General features: G+C 70.0%; 16 protein-coding genes. 9 read left to right on the plus strand and 7 right to left on the minus strand.

The genetic code is table 11. The features are described from left to right. The first annotated feature begins 62 nt into the window (after positions 1–62). The 3 genes from ACAG20_RS06700 to secA all read left to right on the plus strand — a co-directional run bounded on the left by ACAG20_RS06700 (position 63) and on the right by secA (position 4,462). Positions 63–704: a ComF family protein gene (locus ACAG20_RS06700; RefSeq protein WP_370492081.1), complete on the plus strand. Its 642-nt coding sequence runs from the start codon at positions 63–65 to the stop codon at positions 702–704. A 145-nt stretch (positions 705–849) separates the two neighbouring features. Then, positions 850–1,557: a ribosome hibernation-promoting factor, HPF/YfiA family gene (gene hpf / locus ACAG20_RS06705; protein WP_370492009.1), complete on the plus strand. Its 708-nt coding sequence runs from the start codon at positions 850–852 to the stop codon at positions 1,555–1,557. A gap of 130 nt (positions 1,558–1,687) precedes the next feature. Continuing rightward, positions 1,688–4,462: a preprotein translocase subunit SecA gene (secA, locus tag ACAG20_RS06710; RefSeq protein ID WP_370492010.1), complete on the plus strand. Its 2,775-nt coding sequence runs from the start codon at positions 1,688–1,690 to the stop codon at positions 4,460–4,462. 45 nt (positions 4,463–4,507) lie between these two features. On the opposite strand, the gene ACAG20_RS06715 is transcribed toward secA, so the two are convergent. Further along, a complete protein-coding gene (locus tag ACAG20_RS06715) occupies positions 4,508–4,639 on the minus strand; it encodes a hypothetical protein (RefSeq protein ID WP_370492011.1) in 132 nt (43 codons plus the stop codon). Between the two features lie 123 nt (positions 4,640–4,762). Beyond that, positions 4,763–5,293: an Rv3235 family protein gene (locus ACAG20_RS06720; RefSeq protein WP_370492012.1), complete on the minus strand. Its 531-nt coding sequence runs from the start codon at positions 5,291–5,293 to the stop codon at positions 4,763–4,765. A gap of 205 nt (positions 5,294–5,498) precedes the next feature. Between ACAG20_RS06720 and ACAG20_RS06725 the strand changes: the two genes are divergently transcribed. From ACAG20_RS06725 to ACAG20_RS06745, 5 genes are all read left to right on the plus strand, one after another. Next, positions 5,499–6,893 (plus strand): wax ester/triacylglycerol synthase family O-acyltransferase, encoded by a 1,395-nt coding sequence (locus ACAG20_RS06725; RefSeq protein WP_112689500.1) that lies wholly within the window; start codon positions 5,499–5,501, stop codon positions 6,891–6,893. After that, the gene (ppk2, locus tag ACAG20_RS06730) at positions 6,890–7,705 is read left to right on the plus strand and encodes a polyphosphate kinase 2 (protein WP_370492013.1); all 816 of its coding nucleotides are present in this window, start codon (positions 6,890–6,892) and stop codon (positions 7,703–7,705) included. Before ACAG20_RS06725 ends, ppk2 begins: the two co-directional genes overlap by 4 nt. Before the next feature lie 79 nt (positions 7,706–7,784). Then, entirely contained in the window at positions 7,785–8,294 is a 510-nt protein-coding gene (locus tag ACAG20_RS06735) for a hypothetical protein (RefSeq protein WP_370492014.1), read from the plus strand. A 37-nt stretch (positions 8,295–8,331) separates the two neighbouring features. Beyond that, positions 8,332–9,477, plus strand: a complete 1,146-nt coding sequence (locus tag ACAG20_RS06740) for a ferredoxin reductase (protein ID WP_370492015.1) — start codon at positions 8,332–8,334, stop codon at positions 9,475–9,477. A gap of 85 nt (positions 9,478–9,562) precedes the next feature. Next, positions 9,563–10,822 carry a fatty acid desaturase gene (locus ACAG20_RS06745; protein ID WP_370492016.1) on the plus strand — a complete coding sequence of 420 codons (1,260 nt, stop codon included), beginning with the start codon at positions 9,563–9,565 and terminating at the stop codon, positions 10,820–10,822. A gap of 17 nt (positions 10,823–10,839) precedes the next feature. Here ACAG20_RS06745 and rsgA read toward each other — a convergent pair whose 3' ends face one another. Both rsgA and aroA read right to left on the minus strand, forming a co-directional pair. Then, complete coding sequence (rsgA, locus tag ACAG20_RS06750) at positions 10,840–11,820, minus strand: ribosome small subunit-dependent GTPase A (RefSeq protein ID WP_112688589.1); 981 nt, start codon at positions 11,818–11,820, stop codon at positions 10,840–10,842. Next, positions 11,817–13,109: a 3-phosphoshikimate 1-carboxyvinyltransferase gene (gene aroA, locus ACAG20_RS06755; RefSeq protein WP_112688581.1), complete on the minus strand. Its 1,293-nt coding sequence runs from the start codon at positions 13,107–13,109 to the stop codon at positions 11,817–11,819. Before aroA ends, rsgA begins: the two co-directional genes overlap by 4 nt. A 299-nt stretch (positions 13,110–13,408) precedes the next feature. Here aroA and ACAG20_RS06760 point away from each other — a divergent pair, with 299 nt between their 5' ends. Then, complete coding sequence (locus ACAG20_RS06760) at positions 13,409–15,007, plus strand: serine/threonine-protein kinase (protein ID WP_370492017.1); 1,599 nt, start codon at positions 13,409–13,411, stop codon at positions 15,005–15,007. A gap of 60 nt (positions 15,008–15,067) precedes the next feature. Here ACAG20_RS06760 and ACAG20_RS06765 read toward each other — a convergent pair whose 3' ends face one another. The 3 genes from ACAG20_RS06765 to ACAG20_RS06775 are packed head-to-tail and all read right to left on the minus strand — an operon-like array spanning position 15,068 to position 17,837. Continuing rightward, positions 15,068–16,318, minus strand: coding sequence for a PPE family protein (locus tag ACAG20_RS06765; protein ID WP_370492018.1), 1,251 nt, complete (start codon positions 16,316–16,318; stop codon positions 15,068–15,070). Positions 16,319–16,331: 13 nt separating this feature from the next. Continuing rightward, entirely contained in the window at positions 16,332–17,528 is a 1,197-nt protein-coding gene (locus tag ACAG20_RS06770) for a PPE family protein (protein WP_370492019.1), read from the minus strand. Positions 17,529–17,537: 9 nt separating this feature from the next. Next, complete coding sequence (locus ACAG20_RS06775) at positions 17,538–17,837, minus strand: PE family protein (protein ID WP_193465251.1); 300 nt, start codon at positions 17,835–17,837, stop codon at positions 17,538–17,540. Positions 17,838–17,850 lie beyond the last annotated feature (13 nt).

Below are 17,850 nucleotides of genomic sequence, written 5' to 3' on the forward strand. Positions count from 1 at the left end.
CATCGCGTAGTAGGGCCTCTGGCGCAGTCAGGTTGTCGGTGGCCGGTGGCAGTTTCGTCGTTGTGCTCGACCTCGTGCTGCCCCGGCAGTGTGGTGGCTGCGGCGCCCCGGCGACCCGGTGGTGTCCCGGTTGCGCGGCGCAGTTGGCCATCGGGCCGGATGAGCCGCGGCTGGTGAGTCCGCGGCTGGACCCGCAGGTGCCGGTGTTCGCGCTGGGCCGCTACGCCGGAGCCCGCCGGGCGGCGATCGTCGCGCTGAAGGAGCACGGGCGCACCGACCTGATCACGCCGTTGGCAGCGACGCTGGCCGCGGCGCTGCACCGGCTGCTGTGCTGGCAGATGGTCGACGTGCCGCTGACGCTGATTCCCGCACCCACCCGGCGCAGCGCCGCCCGCCGCCGCGGCGGTGACCCGGTCGGGCGGGTGGCGGCCGCGGCCACGGCGCGGCAGCCCGGCATGACGGTGGCGCCCGCGCTGCGGATGCGGGCGCTGACCCGCGACTCGGTCGGGCTGGGCAGTGGCGCCCGGGAACGCAACATCGCCGGCCGGGTGCTGCTGAACCGCCGCCGGCTGCCCGCCGCCGGTGGTGACGTCGTGATCATCGATGACGTCGTCACCACCGGCGCCACGCTGGCCGAGTCGGTGCGGGTGCTGCGCGCCGGGGGCGTTCGGGTGATCGCCGCGCTGGTGATCGCGGCCGCCTGATGCCGCTGCGGCAACCAACCGGCAACGGGTCCGTCAAACCGGTGGCACGTATCCGGCGGCATGGCTACGGTCGTCATCAAGGGGTTCGCTGGACCGTAGAGGCGCAGCAGTACGTGGTCGAGACGACGAGAAAAGAGTGTCGAGCATGGCAAGTCAATTCGTGGAAACCAGCCGTACGCAGGTCGACGTCGATGACAGCCCGGAGCAGTCGACCGGCGCGGAGATCGTGGTCAAGGGCCGCAACGTGGAGATACCGGACCACTTCCGGGTCTATGTCGCGCAGAAGCTGGCCCGGCTGGAGCGGCTGGATCGCTCCATTCGGCTGTTCGACGTCGAGCTCAAACACGCCAACAACCGCCGGCAACGAAAGTCCTGCCAGCAGATCGACATCACCGCGCACGGTCGCGGACCGGTGATCCGCGGCGAGGCCCGCGCCAACAGTTTCTACGCCGCATTCGAGGCTGCACTCGACCGGCTGGAGGGCCGGCTTCGCCGCCACAAGGACCGCCGCAACGTCTCCTACGGCGACAAGACGCCGTTGTCGGTGGCCGAGGCGACCGGGGCGACGGCGCCGGACCCGGAGTTCCTTGCCGCGGCGTTCAACCGGGACGGCACCGCCGAACCGGACCGGCACGGCTCCGTGCACCCCGACGGGCACGCGTACGCGCACGAGCCGGGCCGGATAGTGCGCACCAAGGAGCACGCCGCCACGCCGATGTCGGTCGACGACGCGCTGTATGAGATGGAACTGGTCGGACACGACTTCTTCCTGTTCCACGACAAGGAGACCGACCAGCCGTCGGTGGTCTACCGCCGTCACGCCTACGACTACGGCCTGATCCGATTGGTCTGACGCCGCCCGGCCCGGCGCCGCGGAAAAGCCGTCCTGACACTGCTCGGCCGCGGCAAAACCGTGCTGCGCAGCGGCGTCACCTACCATGGGTGGCGCTCGTAATAGACGAAGACTGAGTAGGGGACCAGCCGTGCTGTCCAAGTTGCTGCGTTTTGGTGAAGGCCGGATGGTCAAACGGCTCAGGAAGGTCGCCGACTACATCGACACCCTCTCCGGGGACGTCGAAGCCCTCACCGACGCCGAACTGCGGGCCAAGACCGACGAGTTCCGGGAGCGGCACCAAGGTGGCGAATCCCTCGATGACCTGCTGCCGGAGGCGTTCGCGGTGGCCCGCGAGGCGGCCTGGCGGGTGCTGACCCAGCGGCCGTTCCACGTCCAGCTCATGGGCGGCGCCGCGCTGCACTACGGCAACGTCGCCGAGATGAAGACCGGCGAGGGCAAGACCCTGACCTGTGTGCTTCCGGCCTACCTCAACGCGATCGCCGGCAACGGCGTGCACGTCGTCACCGTCAACGACTACCTGGCCAAGCGCGACAGCGAGTGGATGGGCCGGGTGCACCGGTTCCTGGGCCTGGAGGTCGGGGTGATCCTGTCGTCGATGACCCCGGACGAGCGGCGGGTCGCCTACAACGCCGACGTCACCTACGGCACCAACAACGAGTTCGGCTTCGACTACCTGCGTGACAACATGGCGCATTCGCTGGACCAGCTGGTGCAGCGTCCGCACAACTTCGCCATCGTCGACGAGGTCGACTCCATCCTGATCGACGAGGCCCGCACCCCGCTGATCATCTCCGGGCCGGCCGACGGCAGCTCCCACTGGTACACCGAGTTCGCCCGGATCGTGCCGTTGATGGAGAAGGACGTCCACTACGAAGTCGACCTGCGCAAGCGCACCATCGGGGTGCACGAGCTCGGGGTGGAGTTCGTCGAGGACCAGCTCGGGATCGACAACCTGTATGAGGCGGCCAACTCGCCGCTGGTCAGCTACCTCAACAACGCCCTGAAGGCCAAGGAGCTGTTCAACCGCGACAAGGACTACATCGTCCGAAACGGCGAAGTCTTCATCGTCGACGAGTTCACCGGCCGGGTGCTGGTGGGACGGCGCTACAACGAGGGCATGCACCAGGCCATCGAGGCCAAGGAGCAGGTGGAGATCAAGGCCGAGAACCAGACGCTGGCCACCATCACCCTGCAGAACTACTTCCGGCTCTACGACAAGCTCGCCGGGATGACCGGCACCGCCGAGACCGAGGCCGCCGAGCTGCACGAGATCTACAAGCTGGGCGTGGTTCCTATCCCGACCAACAAACCGATGGTGCGCACCGACCAGATCGACCTGATCTACAAGACCGAAGAGGCCAAATTCGCCGCGGTCGTCGACGACCTCGTCGAGCGGTACGAGAAGGGTCAGCCGGTGCTGATCGGCACCACCAGCGTGGAGCGCTCGGAGTACCTGTCCAAACAGCTGACCAAGCGGCGGATCCCGCACAACGTGCTCAACGCCAAGCAGCACGAGCGCGAGGCGCACATCATCGCCGAGGCCGGCCGGCGCGGTGCGATCACCGTGGCGACCAACATGGCCGGCCGCGGCACCGACATCGTGCTCGGCGGCAACCCGGACTTCCTGGCCGACCAGCGGCTGCGCAGCCAGGGACTGGACCCGGTCGAAACCCCCGACGAGTACGAGGCCGCCTGGGACGAGGTCCTGGAGAAGATCCGGGCGGAGGCCGAGGCCGAGGCCGAGCAGGTCCGCGAGGCCGGCGGGCTCTACGTGCTGGGCACCGAGCGGCACGAGTCCCGGCGTATCGACAACCAGCTGCGCGGCCGATCCGGCCGGCAGGGCGACCCGGGCGAGTCGCGGTTCTACCTGTCGCTGGGCGACGAGTTGATGCGACGGTTCAACGGTGCGGCGCTGGAGTCGCTGCTGACCCGGCTCAACCTGCCCGACGACGTGCCGATCGAGGCCAAGATGGTCAACCGGGCGATCAAGAGCGCCCAGACCCAGGTCGAGCAGCAGAACTTCGAGATCCGCAAGAACGTGCTGAAGTACGACGAGGTGATGAACCAGCAGCGCAAGGTGATCTACGCCGAGCGCAGGCGCATCCTCGACGGCGAGAACCTGGCCGAGCAGGCCCACGACATGCTCGTCGACGTGATCACCGCCTACGTCAACGGCGCCACGTCCGAGGGCTACGCCGAGGACTGGGACCTGGAGCAGCTGTGGACCGCGCTGAAGACGCTGTACCCGGTGGGCATCGACTATCACGACCTGCTGCACGCCGCCGACGTGGGCGAGGCTGATGACCTGACCCGCGAGGAACTGCTGGAGGCGCTGATCGCCGACGCCGAGAACGCCTACGCCGCACGCGAGGCCGAGGTCGACGGCAAGGCGGGTGCCGGGGCCATGCGGGAGCTGGAACGCGGCGTGCTGTTGTCGGTCCTGGACCGCAAGTGGCGCGAACACCTCTACGAGATGGACTACCTCAAGGAGGGCATCGGGCTGCGGGCGATGGCTCAGCGCGACCCGCTGGTGGAATACCAGCGTGAGGGCTACGACATGTTCACCGGCATGCTCGAGGGTCTCAAGGAGGAGTCGGTCGGCTTCCTGTTCAACGTCGCCGTCGAGGCCGCGCCCACCCAGCCGCAGGTGGCACCGGTGGACGCCCCGGAGGGGTTGGCGCAGTTCGGGTTGCGCGCCAAGGGAGTCGACGGGGCCAATGGCGCCGACGGCGCCGACGGCACCGCGGGCCTGACGTACTCCGGTCCCGACGAGGACGGCTCCGCGCAGGTGCGGCGCAGCCGCGACCTGCAGCCGGCGGGTGCGGCATCGCGGCGTGAGCGCCGGGAGGCGGCCCGCCGCGAAGGCCGCGGACCCAAACCCCCCAAGACGCGCAAGAGCTGATTCGCCGGCCGCGCTGGCGTCGCGGTTGCGGCCGGTCAAGACCGCCTAGGCGTTCGCGGCCTCCAGCGATCGGCACAGCTGCTCCCGGTGAAAGACGGCGTCCCCGTACAGCAGTGCGTCGGTCCGTGCGCGCCGCAGGTACAGGTGCAGGTCGTGTTCCCAGGTGAACCCGAGCATCGGAGACGTACGCCTTGGCGACACTGGCGGCATGTGCGCCGCCGGCAAGCTGTACAAGGACGTGCTGGTGGAGAAGTACAGTGCCGGGTAGCCGGGACTGGGCAGCGTTCGCCCGACCGGCCCTCAGCCGATGTGCAGGGCGACAATCTGCCAGGCCGTGCATTCGGGTCCGGTTTCGGCCACCCGCTCGATACGGCAGGCCAGCGCGTGGGTGCGCCGGCCGCGCCGGTAGGTGCCGAACGCCTCGACGGCGGTGGCCGGTTCGGCTGATCCGGCCGGTCGCACGCGCACCCGCTGCAGTGTCGCCGGCCCGCCACGGAGCTTGGCGCCGGGGCGCGCCGCCAGCACCGACTCGGCGAGTCCGGCGGCGAGCAGCGGATACAGGTGTTTGGCCGAGCGACGCTGATCGACGACCTCCAGCACCCGGCGCAGCGCGGCGTCGGCGAACACCACGGCCGACTGCAACGGTGGCGACAGCCGGTGACGCGGGGGCCGGTCCTGCCCGCCTCCGGGGGGCTGCCCGCGCCCGCGCCGGGGCCCGGGCGGTGCTGCCTGTTGTGCCGGCCGGCACGGGGTCGCCGCCCGGGCCGGTGGCTCGTAGTCGATCACCGGCGCGACGGTCGCGGGTATGGGCGGGGAGGGGTCCACGGTCACGGCAGCTCTCCACGGTCGATCCGACGGATGACCCTGCTGGAGAGTGGCAGGATGTGTGGCGATCATCGCACAATCACGGCGCGGCCGTATCCGGGTACCTGCGCTGCGGCGGCGGGCTACCGTGAGCGGCAGTGTTTCTCCGGTTCTGGTTCCGGTGGGTGTCGCGCGCCAGGCCGAATCGAGTCAGTAGGGAGGGCGGGCGGCGATGGTGAACCGGCTGTCGGCGACGGACGCGGCCTTTTACCGGCTGGAGAACACCACCACGCCGATGTATGTGCAATCGCTGTTCATCGTGCGCCGGCCGCGCGGCGGATTGAGCTACGAGCAGCTGCTGGCCACCGTCGAGCAACGGCTGCCACAGATCCCGTATTACCGGCAGAAGATCAGGGAAGTCACGATGAGCCTGGCCCGGCCGGTGTGGGTCGATGACCACGAGTTCGACATCACCTACCATGTGCGCCATCTCGCGGTGCCGTCGCCGGGCAGCGACCGCCAGCTGCACGAGTTGATCGCCCATCTCGGGCAGCAGCGGCTGGATCGGCACCGGCCGCTGTGGGAGCTGTACCTGATCGAGGGCCTGGCCGACAACCGCATGGCGCTCTACATCAAGTCGCACCAGGCGCTGGTCAACGGAATGGCGGCGCCCGCGCTCGGTCATGTGCTGGTGGACCGGACGCAGCGCCCGCCGCCGTTCGACGAGGACATCTGGGTTCCGCGGCGCGAGCCCGGCGCCGTCGAACTGGTGCTGGGGGCGCTCGGGGACTGGGTGGCGGCACCTCGAACCCAGCTGCGGGCGGTCGGATCGACGTTCAGCGACCCGCTGACCTGGGTGGGCCGCAAGGCATTCGACACCGCCCGGGCGATGGTGCGCGGCACCGCGCCGAACACCCCGCTCAACACCCAGGTGTCGCAGAACCGCCTCTTCACGGTGGCGCACGGGGCGCTGGAGGACTACCGCACGGTACGGGCCCGCTACGGCTGTGCGATCAACGACGTCGTGCTCGCCGTGATCACCGGGGCACTGCGCAACTGGCTGCTGTCCCGCGGCGAGCCGGTGTCCTCGACGCGGACGGTGCGGGCGATGGCGCCGCTGTCGGTGTATCCCGACCATGAGTACGACACCGCGGGTCAGCCGATCGGTTCGGTCACCCCGTTCCTGGTGGATCTGCCGGTCGGCGAACCCAATCCGGTGGTGCGACTGTCCCAGATCGCCTACGCCACCGAGTCGCACCCCGCTCCGACCGGCCTGGTGGATGCCCGCACCATCTTGACGGTGTCGGGCTTCGCGCCGCCGACGCTGCATGCGATGGGCGTTCGGGTCGCCACCGCGTTCGCCGGGTTCTCCGGGCGGGTGTTCAACCTGTTGATCACCAATGCGCCCGGCGCGCAGCGGCAACTGTACGTCTGCGGCGCAAAACTGCTCGAGACCTACAGCGTGCCCCCGCTGCTGCCCAACAAGGCGTTCACCATCGGGGTCACGTCCTACAACGGCATGCTGTACTACGGGGTCAACGCCGACCGCAAGTCGATGAGTGACGTCGGGCTGGTCTCTGCGCTGTTGGACGAAGCGCTGGCCGAACTGCTGGAGGCTGCGACATGAGCGGAGCGCAGGCCCGGATCGCCGACGATGTGTATCAGGCCGAATTACTGCGCCTGCAAATTGAATTCGTCAAACTCCAGGAATGGGTGCGGCGCTCCGGCGCTCGAGTCGTGGTGATCTTCGAAGGCCGCGACGCGGCCGGCAAAGGCGGTGTCATCAAGCGGATCACCGAGACCCTCAACCCGCGTGTGGTCCACGTGGCGGCTCTGCCGGCGCCCACCGAACGCGAACGGTCTCAGTGGTATTTCCAGCGTTACGTCGCCGCGCTGCCGGCCCGCGGCGAGATCACCCTTTTCGACCGGTCGTGGTACAACCGCGCCGGCGTGGAGAAGGTGATGGGATTCTGCACGGCCGAAGAGCATGCGCGCTTCCTCGAACAGGCCCCGGTCTTCGAGCAACTGCTGATCGACGACGGAATCCTGCTGCGCAAGTACTGGTTCTCGGTCTCCCAGGAGGAACAGCTGCGTCGGTTTCGCAACCGGCGCAACGATCGACTCAAGCAGTGGAAGCTGTCCCCGATGGACCTCGAGTCGGTGAACCACTGGGATGACTACTCGCGGGCCCGTGACGAGATGATGGCGCACACCGACGTCGCGGCAAGCCCCTGGTACGTCGTCGAGTCCGAGATCAAGAAGCACGCGCGGCTGAACATGATGGCGCACCTGCTGTCGACGATTCCCTACCGCGAGGTGGCGCTGCCGCAGGTGGAACTGCCGGACCGGCCCGCGGCGGGCGACGGTTACCAGCGCCCCGACCGCGGAAACTACCGCTACGTCGAGGACTACGCGGCGACGCTGGCGGGCGAGGCGTGACCGGTCCCGGCCGGGCCGCGGTGTTTGATGGCTGCGACCGGCTTCGTCGCGCTCGTTATCGCCGCTAAGGTCTGGGCTCATGCGCGTGTACATCCCGGTGACGCTGGCCATGCTGGCCCAGTTGGTCGCCGACGGGTCACTGCAGGCGGTCAGCGGGACCGCGTTCGCTGTGACCCCGGCGCTGCGGGAGTCCTACGCCCACGGCGACGACGAGGAACTGGCCGAGGTGGCACTCGGCGAGGCGGCGCTGGCCTCGCTGCGGCTGCTCGGCGGCGCCGGCACGGGCCCCGGCGACGATACGTTGCCCGCCCGCCGGGCGGTGCTGGTCGCCGAGGTCGACGGCGCGGCCGCGCGCCCCGATCTCGATGCCGCCGTGGTGCGGTTGGCCGGGCCGGTCGAGATCGGCGACGTCGTGGCGGCTTACGTGGACAACGCGGCCGCCGAACCGGCAGTGCGCGCGGCGGTGGCCGTGATCGACGACGCCGACCTCGGCGACGAGGACGCCGAGCTGACCGTCGGCGACGCCCAGGACCACGACCTGGCCTGGTATGCCACCCAGGAGCTGCCGTTCCTGCTTGACCTGCTCTGATGTCGGCCGGGCGAAGCTACGCTACCGTAGGTTCATCGTGAGCAAGAAACATTCCGCAGTCACCGCGAACATCGGCGACACCAAGCGGCCGACCGTCGCCGGCGCCGATCGTCATCCGGGTTGGAACGCATTGCGCCGCATCGCCACCCGCATCACCACGCCGCTGTTGCCGGACGACTACCTGCGACTGGCCAACCCGCTGTGGTCGGCCCGCCAGCTGCGCGGGCGGGTGCTGGAGGTGCGGCGTGAGACCGCCGATTCGGCGACGCTGGTCATCAAACCGGGCTGGGGTTTTCACTTCGACTACCGGGCCGGTCAGTACATCGGCATCGGCTTGCTGGTCGACGGCCGCTGGCGCTGGCGGTCCTACTCGCTGACCTCCAGTCCCGTGACCGGGTCACGCACCATCGCGATCACCGTCAAGGCGATGCCCGAGGGATTCCTGTCCAGCCACCTGGTGGACGGCGTCGCCCCGGGCACCGTGGTCCGGCTGGCCGCCCCCCAGGGCGAGTTCGTGCTACCGGATCCGTCGCCGGCCACGGTGCTGTTCTTGACCGCCGGGTCCGGCATCACCCCGGTGATGTCGATGCTGCGGACCCTGGCCCGCCGGGACGGCATCACCGACGTGGTGCACCTGCACTCGGCGCCCACCGCCGACGACGTGCTGTTCGCCGACGAGTTGGCGGCCCTGGCGCGTGAGCATCCCGGCTACCGGCTGCTGTTGCGCGCCACCCGCACCGAAGGCCGGCTGGACCTGTCCGGGCCCGGCTCGCTGGACGCCGCGGTGCCCGACTGGCGCGGCCGGCAGGCCTGGGCGTGCGGGCCGGCGGCGCTGCTGGGCGACGCCGAGCGCATCTGGGCGGCCGCCGGGATCGCCGACCGGCTGCACATCGAGCGATTCACCCTCGCGCGCACCGCGGTGGCCGACGGTGGCGGTACGGTCACCTTCGCCGCCAGCGGCAAGATCGTCGTGACGGATGCGGCGACGACGCTGCTGGAGGCCGGTGAGAGCGTCGGGGTGCAGATGCCGTTCGGCTGCCGGATGGGCATCTGCCAGTCTTGTGTGGTGGAGTTGACGGCCGGCCAGGTCCGCGACCTGCGCACCGGTGACGATCATGAGCCGGGCACCCGCATCCAGACGTGCATCTCGACCGCCGCCGGCGACTGCGAACTGGACGTCTGAGGGTTACCCGTTGGTAACCTACGCCAACGTAGGTTACGATATCGTAGGTCAAGGCTTCAGCATCCCGTGTCCGAAAGGCGGTTCGATGGCGGTAACCGACGTCGAGGTGTTCGCGCACCTCAGCGACGCCGATGTGGAGAATCTCGCCGCCGAGCTCGACGAGATCCGCCGCGACATCGAGGCATCCCGCGGCGAGCGCGACGCCCGCTATATCCGTCGCACCATCGCCGCGCAGCGGGTGCTCGAGGTGACCGGCCGGCTGATGCTGGCCGCCGGCTCTCGCCGCTCGGTCCGCTGGGCCGGCACCGCGACGCTGGGCGTGGCCAAGATCATCGAGAACATGGAGATCGGCCACAACGTCATGCACGGCCAGTGGGACTGGATGAACGACCCGGAGATCCACTCCGGTGGCTGGGAGTGGGACATGGCCGGGTCGTCCAAGCACTGGCGCTTCACCCACAACTTCCAGCATCACAAGTACACCAACATCCTCGGAATGGATGACGACGTGGGCTACGGCCTGCTGCGGGTTACCCGTGACACTCCGTGGAAGCGCTTCAACCTGTTCAACCTGTTCTACAACGCCATGTTGGCGATCGGGTTCGAGTGGGGAGTCGCCTTGCAGCACTTGGAGATCGGCAAGATTTTCATGGGCCGGGCCGATCGTGCGGCGACGCTGGTGCGGCTGCGGGAGTTCGTCACCAAAGCCGGCCGGCAGGTGTTCAAGGACTACATCGCGTTCCCGGCGCTGACCGCGCTGTCGCCCGGCGCGACGTTTGGCTCGACATGCAAGGCCAACGCGATCGCCAACGTGATCCGCAACGTGTGGTCCAACGCGATCATCTTCTGCGGCCACTTTCCGGACGGCGCCGAGAAATTCACCAAGACCGACATGGTCGGCGAGACACGCGGCCATTGGTATCTGCGACAGCTGTTGGGCAGCGCCAACATCGACGCCCGGCAGCCGATGCGGTTCTTCAGCGGCAGCCTGTCCCATCAGATCGAACACCACCTGTACCCGGACCTGCCCAGCAACCGCTACCCCGAGATTGCGGTGCGGGTGCGCGAGATCTGCGAGCGCTACGACCTGCCTTACACCTCGGGTCCCTTTCTGGTGCAGTACGGCAAGACCTGGCGCACCATCGCCAAGTTGTCACTGCCGGACCGATTCCTGCGTGACACCGCCGATGATGCCCCGGAGACTCGCAGCGAGCGGATGTTCGCCGAGCTGGGCCCGGAGTCGACCGGAGCCGACCCGGTGACCGGCCGGCGTCGCGGACTCAAGACCGCGATCTCTACCGTGCGGGGCTGGCGGCGCGACAAGCCGGCCCGCCTGGCCGCCTGACCTCCCGTTGTGGCGCGCTAACCCTCGCGGAGCGTGGACAGCAGGTGTCGCGCGGCGGCGACGCGCCGTACCGCGGGCCCACTCAGCGAGTCCAGGGCGCATTCGGGGTCGGCCGGCGGCCCCAGATGTCCACAGCCCCGCGGACATTCGGTGATCGCCTCGGCGAGATCGGAGAACGCCATCAGCACATCGTCGGGCGCGATATGGGCCAGGCCGAACGATCGGATGCCCGGGGTGTCGATCACCCAGCCTGATCCGGCCAGCGGCAGCGCCACCGACTGGGTGGAGGTGTGCCGGCCCCGGCCGATGTCAGTGACCTGCCCGACCGCTCGGTCGGCTTGCGGGACAAGGCGATTCACCAACGTCGACTTGCCCACCCCGGAGTGGCCCAGCAACACCGTGATGTGCGACTGCAGTAGCGGAGCCACCGCGTCGAGCGGATCGTCGCGGCCTGCGGTGACCACCGTGAGATCCAGGTCGGCGAACTGGCCGGCGAACGGCTCCGGATCGGCCAGGTCCGTCTTGGTCAGGCACAGGATCGGCACCAATCCGCCGGCGTAGGCGGCGATCAGCGTCCGCTCGACGAGTCCGGTGCGCGGCGGCGGGTCGGCCAGGGCCACCACGATCAGCAGCTGGTCGGCGTTGGCGACCACCACCCGTTCTGTCGGATCGGTGTCATCAGCGGTGCGGCGCAACACCGTTCGTCGTGGACCGCGCCGGACGATGCGGGCCAGCGTGTCGGGCCGGCCGGACAGGTCGCCGACGACGTCGACGTTGTCGCCGACGACGATCGGGGTGCGGCCCAGTTCCCGGGCGCGCATCGCGGTGATCTGGCGATCCGGCTCGCCGTCGAGCACGCACCCCCAGCGGCCGCGGTCGACGCTGACCACCATGGCCGAACGGGCGTCGGCGTGTTCGGGGCGGATCTTGGTGCGCGGCCGGGAGCCGCGGCCGGAACGGACCTTGACGTCGGACTCGTCGTAGTCGCCGGGCTTCAAGCGCTCGAACCCGAATCGGCCAGCATCTCCGCCCACATCCGGGGGAAGGCGGGCAGGGTCTTGGCGGTGGTCTCGATGTCCTCCACGTCGACGTCGGCGACCCGCAGGCCGATGATCGCGCCTGCGGTGGCCATCCGGTGATCGGCATAGGAACACCAGGTTCCGCCGTGCAGCGGCGCCGCGGTGATGATCAGGCCATCGGGTGTTTCGGCGGCGTCACCGCCCAACCGGTTGATCTCGGTGGCCAACGCCGCCAACCGGTCGGTCTCGTGCCCGCGCAGGTGCGCGATACCGCTCAACCGCGACACCGATCCCGGCGCGGCCAGCGCGGCCAGCGCGGCCACGGTCGGGGTGAGCTCACCGACGGTTCGCAGGTCGATGTCGAATCCGGCATAGCTGGGCGGTCCCTGTACCTGTAACTGCGAATCGGTGTGGCGCACCGTCGCGCCTGTCCTGCCGATGACGTCGATGATGGTGTCGGACGGCTGAACGCCGACCGCCGGCCAGTCGGCGACGCGCACCTCGCCGCCGGTGACCACGGCCGCGGCCATAAACGGGGTGGCGTTGGACAGGTCTGGCTCGATCTCCCAGTGCCGGGCCGTCGGGGTGGCCGGCGACACCCGCCAGCGGTCGGCGGTGGTGTCGTCGACGTCGATCCCGGCCTGGCGCAGCATCGTGACCGTCATTGCGATGTGCGGCGCCGACGGCAGCGACGCGCCGGTGTGCACCACGGTCAGCCCGTCGTCGAACGCCGCCGCGGCCAGCAGCAGGCCGGAAACGAACTGTGAGGAGGCCGAGGCGTCGATCGCCACGGTGCCGCCGGCGACGGACCCGGTGCCCTTGACCGTGAACGGCAGGGTGTCACCGTCGACGGCGATACCCAGGCTGCGCATCGCATCCAGCAGCGGAGCGATGGGCCGGGCCCGGGCCTGCTCGTCGCCGTCGAAGGTGACGGTCGCGGTGCCCAGCGCGGCCAGCGGCGGCACGAACCGCAATACGGTGCCGGCCAGGCCGCAGTTCAGCCAGGTGTCCGGCTCGGGGTCGATCTCGCCGCTGACCGTCACCTGGTGGGCCACCGCCTCGACGCGCAGACCCAGTGCACGCAGCGCGTCGAGCATCAGGTCGGTGTCGCGGCTGCGCAGCGCCCCGGAGAGGGTGGAGACCCCGCCGCCGCGCGCGGCCGCCAGCGCCGCCAGCACCAGCGCCCGGTTGGTCTGGGACTTCGAACCCGGCACGGTGACCGTGGCGTCGACAGGGGTGGTAGCGGTCGGTGCCGGCCAAGTCGTCACGGCTTCATCCTGCCAGCGTTTTGCTCCGGCGCTGGTATTCGGCGGTTCAGTGAGGCTCGACGGAGGAGAGGCGAAGCTGGGGCCGCCGCATCAACACCGCGGTTCAGTGAGGCTCGACGGAGGAGAGGCGAAGCTGGGGCCGCCGCATCAACACCGCGGTTCAGCGAGGCTCGACGGAGGAGAGGCGAAGCTGGGGCCGCCGCATGGAGCCCGGCGTACCGGATGTGCTGGGCGCGTTCTTTGCCGATTGGCCGCTTTGCAGCACCCGGCCGTTCACCCGGGATCGTTACCATCGCGGCATGGCTCTGGCAGCGGGCTCCATTTTTGCTGAGTACACCATCCTCAAACTGTTGGGTGCCGGCGGGATGGGCAAGGTGTACCTCGCGCAGCATCCCCGGCTCCCGCGTCGTGATGCGCTGAAGGTGCTTCGCCGCTCGCTGAGCGCCGACGACGAGTACGAGGAGCGCTTCCGGCGGGAAGCCGAAGCCGCCGCGGTGTTGGACCACCCGAATATCGTGCGGGTGCACGATCGTGGCGAGTTTCGGGGACGGCTGTGGATCGCCATGGAGTACGTCGACGGCGAGAGTCTCGCCGAGCTGATCACCCGCAGGTTTCCGGCCGGTATGCCCCCAGAAGCCGTGGTCCCGATCGTCGCGACCATCGCCGACGCGCTCGACTACGCCCACGGGCAAGGTGTGGTGCACCGCGACGTCAAGCCCAGCAACATCCTGGTGACCGAGTCCGAAGCCGGTGAGCTGACCGCCGTGCTGGCCGACTTCGGCATCGCCCGGCAACTGAGCGGGCCCACCGGGCTGACCGCGAGCAACCTGGCGATCGGCACCGTCGCCTATGCCGCGCCGGAGCAACTGATGGGCGCCGAGGCGCTGCAATACGCCGACCAGTACGCGCTGGCCGCCACCACCTTTCAGATGCTCACCGGTACGCCGCCCTTCCAGCACGACAACCCGGTGACCGTCATCAGCCACCATCTGAACACGCCGCCGCCGCCGCTGAGCGAGCAGCGGCCCGAGCTGGAAGAACTCGACGACGTGCTGGCCGCGGCGCTGGCCAAAGACCCCGCCGAGCGGTTCCGGAACTGTTCGGACTTCGTCGCGGCGCTCGCCGAGCGGCTGGGCGATCCGGATGCCGCGGACGCACCCGACGCCGCCAGCACCGTCGTTCGGGGCGTTCCGCGAGCGGTACCGAACCCGGCGCCGCGGAGCCGGCTGGCGACGCTGGCCCGGCCGGCCCTCGTCGTGCCGCTGGCGCTGGTGCTGGTCGGCTCGGTGGCGACCGTCGTCCCGCGCATGTTGGCCGACGAGCAGGTGGACACGGCCGCCGCCGGCGGCGAGCCGGCGGCCGCGGTGGTGCCGCCGGTCAAGGCGCCGGCGTTCGACGGGACCTACCGGGTGGACGCCAACCGGGCGGGGGAGAAGTACAACGGCGTCCCCAACCCGCACCCGCCCAACGTGAGCACCTGGTGGGCGATCCGGACGTCATGCGACGAGAAGGCCTGTACCGCCTCGGCGAGGATGCTCGACCAGAAGGATCACCGGAAACCGGCGACGCTGCCCGGCGGCGGCACCCACATGGTGCTCGAATACGCCAACGAGACCTGGCGGTCCGAGCCGCAGCAGCTGGAGGGACCGTGCATGGCGCCCGACGGGCGGTTGGGCACCCACACCACCACGCAGGTGCTGACACTGTCGCCGACCATCCCGGGCGTGCTGCACGGCGCGATGGTCGCCACCGTCGACACCAACGAGTGTTCCCAGCGCGGCGCCCAGATCTGGGTTCCGGTGGTCGCCAGTCGCTTCGGCGACGCGCCGGCCGAGGTCGTCGGAGCGGTCGACCCCGTCGAACCCGTGAAACCCGCCAAACCCGCCAAACCCGCCTGAGTTCCCGCCGCTGTCAAGGCCTGCCGCCGCTTGCGGTGCGCCGGCGCAGTGATCGATCGGTCAGCCGGCGCTGGGCGGGCGGTTCATGACGCGGTGGCGGTAGCCGTAGCGGGGAACGAAGCGAAAACCGGCGGGCCCGCCACCGGCGCCGGCTGCGGCCGCGGGCAGAGCCGCCAGGCCGGCCATGCTGCCCATACCGGCGCCGCGGGGCATGGCTGCGACCTCCGAGGCCGCGGTGCTCCCGGAAACGGCCATCCGGGACACCAGTGTCGCCGCAGCCTGATTGGCGCCACTTGGGGCGACAGGCCAGCTCTGCGGCACCGACAACGCGCCGAGCTGGATACCCCGGCCCACCGCGGCGGACGGCGACGCGGGGGTGAAACCCGATGTGCGCGTGGCGGCGGAGCCGGCGCTCTTGGCCGCGGACTCGGCCGCCTTCGCCGCGTCTTTCAGGACATCGCGCACACCGGCGGGGCCGGAGCCCGCGTGCTGCCAGCCTTTAAAAACTTCACCGGCCGGATGCATGTACCGCGTCGGCAGCAGCGGGTTCCCCCGCATGCTGTCGAGCGGCTTCATCGCATCGACGAACTTCTGCAGGAACGCGGTCAGCGGCGACACCGGTTCTCCGGGCGGCGCGGTGCCCGGGGGCACCGGGGTGCCCGGCGTGGTGGGCGTCCCGCTGGCGGTGCCGGCCTGGGCGATCGACTGGTTCAGCGCCTGCGTCGCCGCCGAGTTCCCGGCCGCATTGCTGGTTGCGGCGGCCTGTTCGGCGGACCCGGCCGGATTGGACACCTGCGGCGGCGAGGTGAACTCCGACAGTTGCGTGGCGGCCGCGGAACCACCGGCGTAGGCGTACATCGCCGCGGCGTCCTGCGCCCACATCGCCGCGTACTGGGCCTCGGTCGCCGCAATCGCCGGGGTGTTCTGACCGAAGAAGTTGGTGGCGACCAACGTCATCAGCTGGACCCGGTTGGCCAGCACCGCCGGCGGCGGCACGGTCATGGCGAACGCGGCTTCGTAGGCGGCCGCCGCGGCCTTGGCCTGCAGGGCCGCCTGCTCGGCTTGCGCGGCGGTGGTCTGGAACCAGGTGGTGTAGGGCAGCGCGGCCGCCGCCATGGCGGTGGCCGACGGCCCCCGCCACGGACCACTGGTCAGGTCGGTGATGGTCATATGGACCGCAGCCGCGGTGATGCTCAACTCCTGGGCCAGGACGTCCCAGGCCCCCGCGGCTGCCAACAGCGGACCGGAGCCGGCTCCGACGTACATGCGTGCGGAATTGACCTCCGGCGGCAGCGCCCCGTAGTCGATCACTGAACTCCTCGGTCTATCCGCCGAACGGACGACGTGGCATGACTGTCAACGGGCTGCCGTAGCGCGGCGCGCCGAATCCCTTGAAGCCGGCGCCGGCCGCACCCGCGGCTCCCGCCGGCATGCCGGCCATCCCCATCGGGGGCGCCATCGGGGTGTTGCCCAGGATTCCGCTGCCGGCCGCGCCGCCGATCGGCTGCCACGTGCCGCCCGACACCGGGCCCAGGGCGCTCAACGGCGCTGACGGCGGAGCCCAAGCCGGGGGCACCGACAGACCGCCGATCGTGCCCGCGGCACCCGAGGCGGCGCTGGCGGCACCCGAGGCGGCTCCGGAGGCGGCGTTGGCGGCACCCGAGGCGGCTCCGGAGGCCGCGCTGGCGGCTCCCGACGCCGCGCTGGACGCGCCCTTGGCGGCGTCCTTGGCGGCGTCGGCGAACATCTTCTGCAGGCCGGTGAGACCGCTCATACCACGCCAGACCGCACAGAGGTTGTTCGAGTACATGCTGATCTGGCCCGTGACCTGGTCCACGGCCTGGCCACCCAGCTGGTAGTTCGGGTCGTTGAGGATGTCCTCCGCGGGGCTGCCCGTGCTCTCGGCCGACAACGGGCGGAACAGGTTCTGCAAGGCGCTGGACGCTCTCGCCGCCTGCCCCGTTGCCGCGTTCCCGGTGGCGGCCTCGCCGCCCGGGTTGGTCGGGTTCGGCGGCGGGGCGAACTCGTTGAGCTGGGTGGCAGCACTGGACTGGGCCTGGTAGCCGTACATCGCCATGGTGTCCTGCGCCCACATCTCGCCGTGCTCGGCCTCGGTGGCCGCGATCGACGGGGTGTTCTGCCCGAGGACGTTGGTGTTGACCAATTCCTGCAGCAGCTCGCGGTTCGCGTAGACGGCCACCGGCGGCACCGTCTGAGCGTGTGCCGTCTCATAGGCGGCCGCGGCGGCGCGGCCCTGGCTGGCGGCCTGCTCGGCCTGCGCGGCGGTGAGCTCCATCCAGTTCACGTAGGGCGTGACCGCGGCGACCATCGTCGCTGAAGCCGGCCCCAGCCATTCCTCCGAGGTCAGCTGGCTGATCACCGCCCGGTACTGGGCTGCAATGGATTTCAGCTCGGCGGCCAGCGAACTCCACGCCGAGGACGCCACCATCATCGGCTCGGAGCCGGGCCCGGCGTAGATCAGCGTGGAGGTGACCTCCGGCGGTGAAGACAAATAGTCCATTGTTGTCGCCTAACCGGCCGCGGCTGCGTTGGCAGCCTCGGTAGCGGCGTACGCGTTTGCGCCGTTGCTCAGTGCGTTGACGAACATCTCGTGCACCGCCACGGCCTGGGCGCTCACCGCCTGGTAGGACTGGCCGTGATTGGCGAACTGGACTGCCGTCAGCGCGGAGACCTCGTCAGCGGCGGCCGGCACCACACCGGTGGTGGGGCTCGCGGCCGCGGCGCTGTGGGCGGCCAGCGACGAACCGATGACCCGCAGGTTGGCGACCGCAGCCAGTAGTGCCTCGGGCTGCGTGGTGACGAACGACATGACGCTCCTCATC

It is taken from the genome of Mycobacterium sp. pW045, from assembly GCF_041287085.1.
GTDB lineage: Bacteria > Actinomycetota > Actinomycetes > Mycobacteriales > Mycobacteriaceae > Mycobacterium > Mycobacterium algericum_A.

What these genes read in the sequence shown, in the direction of transcription:
- hpf (WP_370492009.1), top strand. Translation starts at nt 850, where the DNA reads ATGGCAAGTCAATTCGTGGAAACCAGCCGTACGCAGGTCGACGTCGAT.
- ACAG20_RS06715 (WP_370492011.1), bottom strand. Translation starts at nt 4,639, where the DNA reads ATGCTCGGGTTCACCTGGGAACACGACCTGCACCTGTACCTGCGGCGC.
- ACAG20_RS06725 (WP_112689500.1), top strand. Translation starts at nt 5,499, where the DNA reads ATGGTGAACCGGCTGTCGGCGACGGACGCGGCCTTTTACCGGCTGGAG.
- ppk2 (WP_370492013.1), top strand. Translation starts at nt 6,890, where the DNA reads ATGAGCGGAGCGCAGGCCCGGATCGCCGACGATGTGTATCAGGCCGAA.
- ACAG20_RS06735 (WP_370492014.1), top strand. Translation starts at nt 7,785, where the DNA reads ATGCGCGTGTACATCCCGGTGACGCTGGCCATGCTGGCCCAGTTGGTC.
- ACAG20_RS06745 (WP_370492016.1), top strand. Translation starts at nt 9,563, where the DNA reads ATGGCGGTAACCGACGTCGAGGTGTTCGCGCACCTCAGCGACGCCGAT.
- ACAG20_RS06760 (WP_370492017.1), top strand. Translation starts at nt 13,409, where the DNA reads ATGGCTCTGGCAGCGGGCTCCATTTTTGCTGAGTACACCATCCTCAAA.
- ACAG20_RS06770 (WP_370492019.1), bottom strand. Translation starts at nt 17,528, where the DNA reads ATGGACTATTTGTCTTCACCGCCGGAGGTCACCTCCACGCTGATCTAC.
- ACAG20_RS06775 (WP_193465251.1), bottom strand. Translation starts at nt 17,837, where the DNA reads ATGTCGTTCGTCACCACGCAGCCCGAGGCACTACTGGCTGCGGTCGCC.